Annotated in this window: 9 protein-coding genes and 1 other annotated feature; of the genes, 1 reads left to right on the top strand and 8 read right to left on the bottom strand. The window is 37.5% G+C overall.

Annotated features, from left to right (window positions below; all coding sequences use genetic code 11):
* Positions 1–192: 192 nt before the first annotated feature.
* The 4 genes from tuf to rpsL all read right to left on the bottom strand — a co-directional run bounded on the left by tuf (position 193) and on the right by rpsL (position 4474).
* Positions 193–1377, bottom strand: coding sequence for an elongation factor Tu (gene tuf, locus LJE08_RS12055; RefSeq protein WP_003866301.1), 1185 nt, complete (start codon positions 1375–1377; stop codon positions 193–195).
* A gap of 72 nt (positions 1378–1449) precedes the next feature.
* Complete coding sequence (gene fusA / locus LJE08_RS12050) at positions 1450–3546, bottom strand: elongation factor G (protein WP_117926329.1); 2097 nt, start codon at positions 3544–3546, stop codon at positions 1450–1452.
* Positions 3547–3564: 18 nt separating this feature from the next.
* Positions 3565–4035, bottom strand: a complete 471-nt coding sequence (rpsG, locus tag LJE08_RS12045; protein ID WP_003866299.1) for a 30S ribosomal protein S7 — start codon at positions 4033–4035, stop codon at positions 3565–3567.
* Between the two features lie 25 nt (positions 4036–4060).
* Positions 4061–4474, bottom strand: a complete 414-nt coding sequence (rpsL, locus tag LJE08_RS12040; RefSeq protein ID WP_117573318.1) for a 30S ribosomal protein S12 — start codon at positions 4472–4474, stop codon at positions 4061–4063.
* A gap of 222 nt (positions 4475–4696) precedes the next feature.
* Here rpsL and LJE08_RS12035 point away from each other — a divergent pair, with 222 nt between their 5' ends.
* Positions 4697–5500: an HAD family hydrolase gene (locus tag LJE08_RS12035; RefSeq protein WP_227403351.1), complete on the top strand. Its 804-nt coding sequence runs from the start codon at positions 4697–4699 to the stop codon at positions 5498–5500.
* A gap of 142 nt (positions 5501–5642) precedes the next feature.
* Here the strand turns inward: LJE08_RS12035 and rplL are convergent, their stop codons facing one another.
* The 4 genes from rplL to rplK all read right to left on the bottom strand — a co-directional run bounded on the left by rplL (position 5643) and on the right by rplK (position 7876).
* Positions 5643–6011: a 50S ribosomal protein L7/L12 gene (rplL, locus tag LJE08_RS12030; protein ID WP_217256593.1), complete on the bottom strand. Its 369-nt coding sequence runs from the start codon at positions 6009–6011 to the stop codon at positions 5643–5645.
* Between the two features lie 22 nt (positions 6012–6033).
* Complete coding sequence (gene rplJ / locus LJE08_RS12025) at positions 6034–6573, bottom strand: 50S ribosomal protein L10 (protein WP_117573312.1); 540 nt, start codon at positions 6571–6573, stop codon at positions 6034–6036.
* Positions 6574–6605: 32 nt separating this feature from the next.
* Positions 6606–6725: a sequence feature (ribosomal protein L10 leader region), on the bottom strand.
* A gap of 30 nt (positions 6726–6755) precedes the next feature.
* Complete coding sequence (gene rplA / locus LJE08_RS12020) at positions 6756–7442, bottom strand: 50S ribosomal protein L1 (protein WP_117926323.1); 687 nt, start codon at positions 7440–7442, stop codon at positions 6756–6758.
* A 14-nt stretch (positions 7443–7456) separates the two neighbouring features.
* On the bottom strand, positions 7457–7876 hold the full coding sequence (rplK, locus tag LJE08_RS12015; protein WP_003866292.1) for a 50S ribosomal protein L11: 420 nt from the start codon (positions 7874–7876) through the stop codon (positions 7457–7459).
* Positions 7877–8019: the final 143 nt, after the last annotated feature.

Here is an 8019-nt window from a genome sequence, read left to right as displayed (position 1 = left end):
AATTCAGCAACTAAAAGGCAAATGCAAAATGTTGGCTATTACGATAGTCCTTTTTATCGTTCCTCATAATCAACAATTTGTGAAAATCTACAGTTTTTTTCACATACCGTATTTCCCTGTTCCGAAACCAAAATCTCAATATATAAAAAAGACCGATACAAATGTATCAGTCTTTAATTTAAATAAGTTTAATTAAGCGTCAATTTCAGTAACGTTACCAGCACCTACAGTGTGTCCACCTTCACGGATAGAGAACTTAGTACCAGTTTCGATAGCGATTGGAGCGATCAATTCAACGTTCATAACAACGTTGTCACCAGGCATTACCATATCAGTTCCTTCTGGCAATGTGATTACACCTGTAACGTCAGTTGTACGGAAGTAGAATTGAGGACGGTAGTTAGAAACGAATGGAGTGTGACGTCCACCTTCTTCTTTAGTTAAAACATAAACTTGTGCTTTAAATTTAGTGTGAGGGTGTACACTTCCAGGTTTAGCTAATACTTGTCCACGTTGGATTTGGTCACGTGCAATACCACGTAACAATGCACCAATGTTGTCACCTGCTTCAGCAACGTCTAATTGTTTGTGGAACATTTCCAAACCAGTTAATACTGTTTTTTGAGTATCTTTGATACCAACGATTTCAACTTCGTCGTTTAAGTGAGCTTGACCACGTTCAACACGTCCTGTAGCTACTGTACCACGACCAGAAATTGTCATAACGTCTTCGATTGCCATCAAGAATGGTTTATCCATTTCACGAGCTGGATCTGGAATCCAAGTATCAACAGCATCCATCAATTCGTAGATTGATTCTTCGTATTTAGCATCTCCTTGAAGAGCTTGTAATGCAGAACCACGGATAACTGGAGTTTCGTCTCCGTCGAATCCGTATTCGTTTAATAATTCACGAACTTCCATTTCTACTAAGTCAATTAATTCTTCATCGTCAACCATATCACATTTGTTTAAGTAAACAACGATATATTTAACACCTACCTGACGTGCTAACAAGATGTGTTCACGTGTTTGAGGCATAGGTCCATCAGATGCAGCAACTACTAAGATTGCTCCATCCATCTGAGCAGCACCAGTGATCATGTTTTTTACATAATCGGCGTGGCCTGGACAGTCAACGTGTGCATAGTGACGTTTTTCTGTTTGGTATTCAACGTGTGCAGTGTTGATAGTGATTCCACGTTCTTTTTCTTCTGGAGCACCATCGATTTGGTCATAAGCTTCAGCTTTAGCCATACCTTTTTTAGCTAATACTGTTGTAATAGCAGCTGTTAATGTTGTTTTACCGTGGTCAACGTGACCGATAGTACCAATATTAACGTGAGTTTTACTTCTGTCAAATTTTTCCTTAGCCATTTATAATTTCCTCCTAAATGCTAACATATTTCATACAATAAATATTGTATTTCAGAACCAAACGAAAATCAACTAGTTTTCGTTTGAATTCTCTTTAATAATTTTTTCTGCAATACTCTTTGGAACTTCTGAGTAGTGGTCGAACTTCATAGAGTAGTTTCCACGTCCCTGAGTAAAGCTACGTAAGTCTGTAACATATCCGAACATTTCTGATAATGGAACATGTGCACGAACGATTACTGCATTTCCACGTTCTTCCTGTTCAGTGATTTGTCCACGACGACTTGAAACGTCACCCATAACGCTACCTAAGTATTCACTTGGTGCAGTTACTTCTACGAACATAATTGGTTCTAGAATAGCAGGTTTACATTTCTTTCCTGCTTCTTTCAATGCCATACTAGCGGCAATCTTATAAGCCATTTCACTAGAGTCGACATCGTGGTATGATCCATCAAATAATGTAGCTTTGATATCGATTACTGGGTAACCTGCAATCATACCATTTTCCAATGCTGCTTCCAAACCTTCTTGAGTTGGTTTGATATATTCTCTAGGTACGCTACCTCCAACGATAGCATCAACGAATTCAAATCCTTTCCCTTCGTTTGGTTCGAATTTGATCCATACGTGACCATATTGTCCACGACCACCTGACTGACGGATATATTTTCCTTCACAATCAGCAGCCTGACGAATTGTTTCACGGTAAGCAACTTGTGGTTGTCCAACATTTGCTTCAACTTTAAATTCACGACGTAAACGGTCAACAATGATATCCAAGTGAAGTTCACCTACACCGGCAATGATTGTTTGTCCTGTTTCTTCGTTTGTATATGTTTTGAAAGTAGGGTCTTCTTCTGCAAGTTTTGCAAGAGCCAATCCCATTTTGTCTTGGTCAGCTTTAGTTTTTGGTTCCAAAGACAATTCGATTACTGGTTCAGGGAATTCCATAGATTCAAGGATGATTGGATGATCTTCATCACACAATGTATCACCTGTTGTAGTAACCTTTAAGCCAACAGCAGCAGCGATATCACCTGAATAAACTTCAGTGATTTCTTTACGTGCATTGGCGTGCATCTGAACGATACGTCCGAAACGTTCTTTTTTATCTTTAGTTGAGTTTAATACATAGCTTCCTGCTGTAGCAGTACCTGAATAAACACGGAAGAAAGATAATTTTCCAACGAATGGGTCTGTAGCGATTTTAAATGCTAATGCTGAGAATGGTTGATCATCACCAGGGTGACGAACATCTGGTTCTCCATCTAATGTAGTACCCTTAATTGAAGGTACATCTAATGGACTTGGTAAGTAATCTACTACTGCATCCAATACTAATTGAACACCTTTGTTCTTATATGCAGATCCACATAATACTGGGAAGAAGTCACCATTACATACAGCAATACGTAATACACGTTTGATTTCTTCGATTGAAGGTTCTTCACCTTCTAATACTTGCATCATGAAATCTTCATCATAATCTGCTAAATAATCTAATAATTTAGCACGGTATTCTTCCATAAGATCTACCATATCTTCTGGAACTGGGATTTCAGTAATTACACGACCGAAATCTCCACTGAAGCTATAAGCTTTTCTCTTGATAATATCAATGATAGCTTCGAAGTCTGATTCAGCACCAATTGGTAACTGAATTGGACAAGATTTAGCTCCTAAACGATCGATGATTGTATTGCATGACATTAAGAAGTCAGCACCTGTAGCATCCATTTTGTTACAGAATACAATACGTGGAACGTTATATTCAGTAGCTTGACGCCAAACTGTTTCAGTCTGAGGTTCTACACCTGCTTTGGCATCTAATACTGTTACGGCACCATCTAATACACGTAAACTACGTTCAACTTCTACTGTAAAGTCTACGTGGCCTGGTGTATCGATGATATTGATACGGCATTCTTTACCAGTTCCGTCTGTCTTTTTCCAGTGAGCTGTTGTAGCAGCAGAAGTGATAGTGATACCACGTTCTTGTTCTTGCTCCATCCAGTCCATTGTACTAGCTCCATCGTGTGTTTCACCAATCTTGTGGTTTACACCAGAGTAGTAAAGAATACGTTCTGTTGTTGTTGTTTTTCCGGCATCGATGTGAGCCATGATACCGATGTTACGAGTTTCGTGTAAAGCATATTCTCTAGCCATATTTCTTTACTCCTTCTCTTACCAACGGTAGTGAGCATAAGCCTTGTTAGCTTCTGCCATTTTGTGAGTGTCTTCACGTTTTTTAACACTGGCACCAGTTCCATTAGAAGCATCGATAATTTCAGCTGCTAATCTCTGTTCCATTGTTTTTTCGTTACGTAAACGTGCGTAGTTTACGATCCAACGAAGTCCTAAAGTCAAACGACGTTCGTCGCTTACTTCAACTGGTACTTGGTAGTTGGCTCCACCTACACGTCTAACTTTCAATTCCAATTGAGGCATAACGTTTTCTAAAGCTTGTTCGAAAACCTCCATTGGTGCTTTTCCTGTTTTTACTTCTACGATTTCAAACGCGTTGTACAAAATTGTTTGTGCAACCCCTTTTTTACCATCAATCATGATTTTGTTGATCAAACGAGTAACCAACTTAGAGTTATAAATTGGGTCGACTAGTACGTCACGTTTCGCAATGTGTCCTTTTCTAGGCATCTAATTTCCTCCTTTCACGATTGATCTATTTCTTAGGTCTTTTTGTTCCGTATAATGAACGAGATTGTTTACGGTCATTTACACCAGCACAGTCCAAAGTTCCACGAACGATGTGGTAACGAACACCTGGTAAGTCTTTAACACGTCCACCACGAATCAATACAACACTGTGTTCCTGTAAGTTGTGTCCGATACCTGGAATGTAAGCTGTAACTTCCATACCATTACTTAAACGAACACGCGCATATTTACGAAGTGCTGAGTTTGGTTTCTTAGGTGTCATAGTACCAACACGAGTACAAACTCCACGTTTTTGTGGACTTGATTGGTTTGTTGGTTTAGACTGCAATGAGTTGTAACCACGGTTCAAAGCTGGAGACTTTGAAACGTTTTGACTGGCCTTACGACCTTTACGAATCAACTGGTTGATTGTAGGCATAAGATCCTCCTTTCAAAATTTTCAATTTCCAAGCAAACGAAGCCGGGTGGGTCTTGCCCATCCATTAAATATAGGCTCTTTTCAGAACCTATTTTCGCATGCAATATTAAGATACAGTATTCGGCATGATTTGTCAATTCTTTTTTGTTGATTTTTTATAAAAATTTTTTTCGCATTCTCCATTCATTAAAGTATAATATAGACAAGAATAGAGGTATGTTTATGAAACACAAAATTGTATTTTTCGACATGGACGGAACACTTTACCAAACCGAAAATGACGTTATTCAAGAAAGCGCATTAGACGCTATACAGACACTAAAAGATAAAGGATATATTGTCTGTGCGGCAACTGGCCGTCCCTTAAATCAAATGAAACTTATATTACAACGCGTTCAATTTGATTATTATGTATTGATTAACGGAAGCTACATTCTAGACAAAGATTTTCAAGAAATCGGAAGCTATCCAATCTTACAAGATAATGTGAATGACTTAGTCAATTTCAGCAAAAAACATGAAACAGGTCTAATGTTTCACTTTGGAGATGCCACATACATTTACAACAACTTTTACCCAATGTATTACTTTTGTAAATACTGCAACGTACTAGATTCACTATTCTACGACCCTAGTCAGTCCTATCATTTAAGACACAAAGCCTTTAATGCCGTAGTTCTTACTAAAGATAAAAAATTAGTTGACCAATTTATGGAAGCTCATCCAAACCTAAGAAACGATTTAATTAACGTTAAAACCGATGGATTCTGCTTCGATATCTTCAATGCTGATAATGATAAATCAAAAGGCATTGAAATGATTCTTGAAAAAACAGGATTCTCATGGAAAGATACCATCTGTTTTGGAGATAGCACAAATGATATCCATATGTTAAAAAAAGCAGATATTGGTGTTGCGATGGGAAATGCGAGTGACTTTGTAAAAAGCTATGCTAATTTTACCACAACATCTACATACGATAACGGAATCTATAATGCAGTCACAAAAATATTAAAAGACGAATAAACATATATAAAAGGCATTATCGTAATTAGAATGATGTCTTTTTTAGTATCATAATAGCATCATTTAAGTACATACTCATTAAACAAAAAGAAAAAAAGCCTTTATCTAAAGACAAAGGCTTTAATAACAAATTAAGCTTAAATTACTTAATTTCTACAGTAGCTCCAGCAGCAACTAATTTTTCTTTAATTGATTCTGCTTCTTCTGGAGATACATTTTCTTTAATAGCAGCTGGAACACCATCTACTAATTTCTTAGCATCAACTAATCCTAAACCAGTGATTTCACGTACGGCTTTGATTACAGCAACTTTTGTTGCACCAACATCAGCCAATGTAACAGTTACTTCGCTAGGTCCTGCAGCTTCTTCAGCAGCAGCAGCTGGAGCAGCAACAGCAGCAGCAGCTACTACACCAAATTTTTCTTCGATTGCACTTACTAAGTCGTTTAATTCTAAAATTGTTGCTTCTTCTAAATAAGAAAGAATTTCTTCTTGAGTTAATTTAGCCATTTTATTTTCCTCCTATAATTAATTACGCAGCTGCTTCTTCAGTAGCTGGTGCTTCTTCTGTTTTTACAGATCCGTTTTCTTTAGCTTCTGCCAATGCTTTAACAGTCATAGCAAATTTGATAACTGGAGCATTTAAGCAAGATGCGAATTTAGCCAACATACCTTCTTTGTTAGGTAATGCAGACAATTTTTGGATAGTAGCTTCATCTACCATAGCTCCATCCACGATACCAGTTTTTAATACCAATGCTTCATGTTTTTTAGCAAATTTAGCTAATACACGAGCAGGAGCAACTGGATCTTTACCAAATGCCAATGCGTTAGGTCCAACTAAAGTTTTTGCGAAATCTTCGTGACCTAATTTTTCAGCTGCACGACGAGCAATTGCGTTACGGTAAACTTTGAATTCAACGTCTTCTTCACGCAAAGCACGACGAAGTTCTGTTACTTCCTTTACTGATAATCCACGGTATTCTACTAATACAACACTACTAGCAGCTTCCATTTTTTCAGATAAGGCGATAACATCAGCTTCCTTTTGTGCAAGGATGTCTTTGTTCATTCGATCCACCTCTTCTTTCATCTATTGTAACAATATTCAAAAGAAAAGCCCGCATCAAAGACGGGCTAATTGTGCAAATTCAATGCATCATACCCTCGGTAACATTATTAAGCATACGCCGTTACTGTCTTTGGAATATTGATAACAATCTGTAGTTTAATTTATTTTACTAGATTTGTCAATTACTTAACGATTTCAACGTGGATTCCAGGACCCATTGTTGTTGAAACAACTAAGTTTTTCATGTATGCACCTTTTACAGTTGCAGGACGAGCCTTAGCAATTGTGTTGAAGATTGCATTGAAGTTTTCAACTAAAGCTTCATCAGTAAAACTTGTTTTACCGATAGCTAAGTTGATGTTTCCTTCTTTGTCTACACGGTAAGTAACTTTACCTTTTTTAATTTCATCAATAGCCTTAGCAACATCCATTGTTACTGTACCAGTCTTAGGGTTTGGCATTAATCCTTTAGGACCTAAAACACGTCCTAAACGTCCTAATTGACCCATCATATCCGGAGTAGCTACTAATACGTCAAAATCGAACCAACCTTTAGAGATTTTTTCGATAATATCTGCACCACCAACGAAATCAGCACCAGCAGCCTGAGCTTCTTTTTCTTTTTCACCTTGTGCAACTACACAAACGCGTTGTGTTTTACCAGTTCCATTAGGTAATACCATTGCCCCACGAATTTGTTGATCAGCGTGACGAGGGTCTACGTTTAAACGGAAACTTACTTCAACACTTGCGTCGAATTTTGTTTTACTAGTTTCTTTAGCTAATTTAACAGCTTCTTCAATTGAATAAGTTTTTGAACGATCAACCAATTTAGCTGCTTCAGCATATCTCTTACTTACTTTTGCCATTATTGATGTTCCTCCTATTCAAATCCTTCAACCTTGATACCCATGTTACGTGCAGTACCAGCAACAATACGCATTGCAGCTTCTACATCATTGGCATTCAAGTCTGGCATTTTGTACTCAGCAATTTCTTTTAATTGGTCAACTGTAATTGTACCAGCAACTACTTTTTGATCTCCACTTGCTTTTTGTACGTTTGCTGCTTTTTTCAACAAGTTAGCAGCAGGTGTTGTTTTCAATACGAAATCAAAACTCTTATCTTCATAAGCAGTAATGACAACCGGAACAATATCACCTTTACGGTCTTTTGTTGCATCATTGAAAGCTGTACAGAACTGAGGCATGTTGATACCAGCACTTGCTAATGCTGGACCTGGTTTAGCTCCACCAGCTTGGAACTGCAACTTACAAACTTTTGTAACTTTTTTCTTGCTCATAAGACGTTCCTCCTATATTTTGTCCTATGCTGTGGTAATACGAACAGTTACGCATTCTCCCACGCATGCCTTTTTACTATACACCACTATAATCTGTGATGCAAGACCATTTTAAAAAAATTAGAGAAAATCATTAATTCTTT

This window comes from Holdemanella sp. DFI.5.55 (assembly GCF_020593575.1).
In the GTDB taxonomy this organism is placed as follows: Bacteria; Bacillota_I; Bacilli_A; order Erysipelotrichales; family Erysipelotrichaceae; genus Holdemanella; species Holdemanella hominis.
The sequence above is the reverse complement of the archived record's forward strand: the minus strand, read 5'-3'. Positions and strand labels throughout refer to the sequence as shown.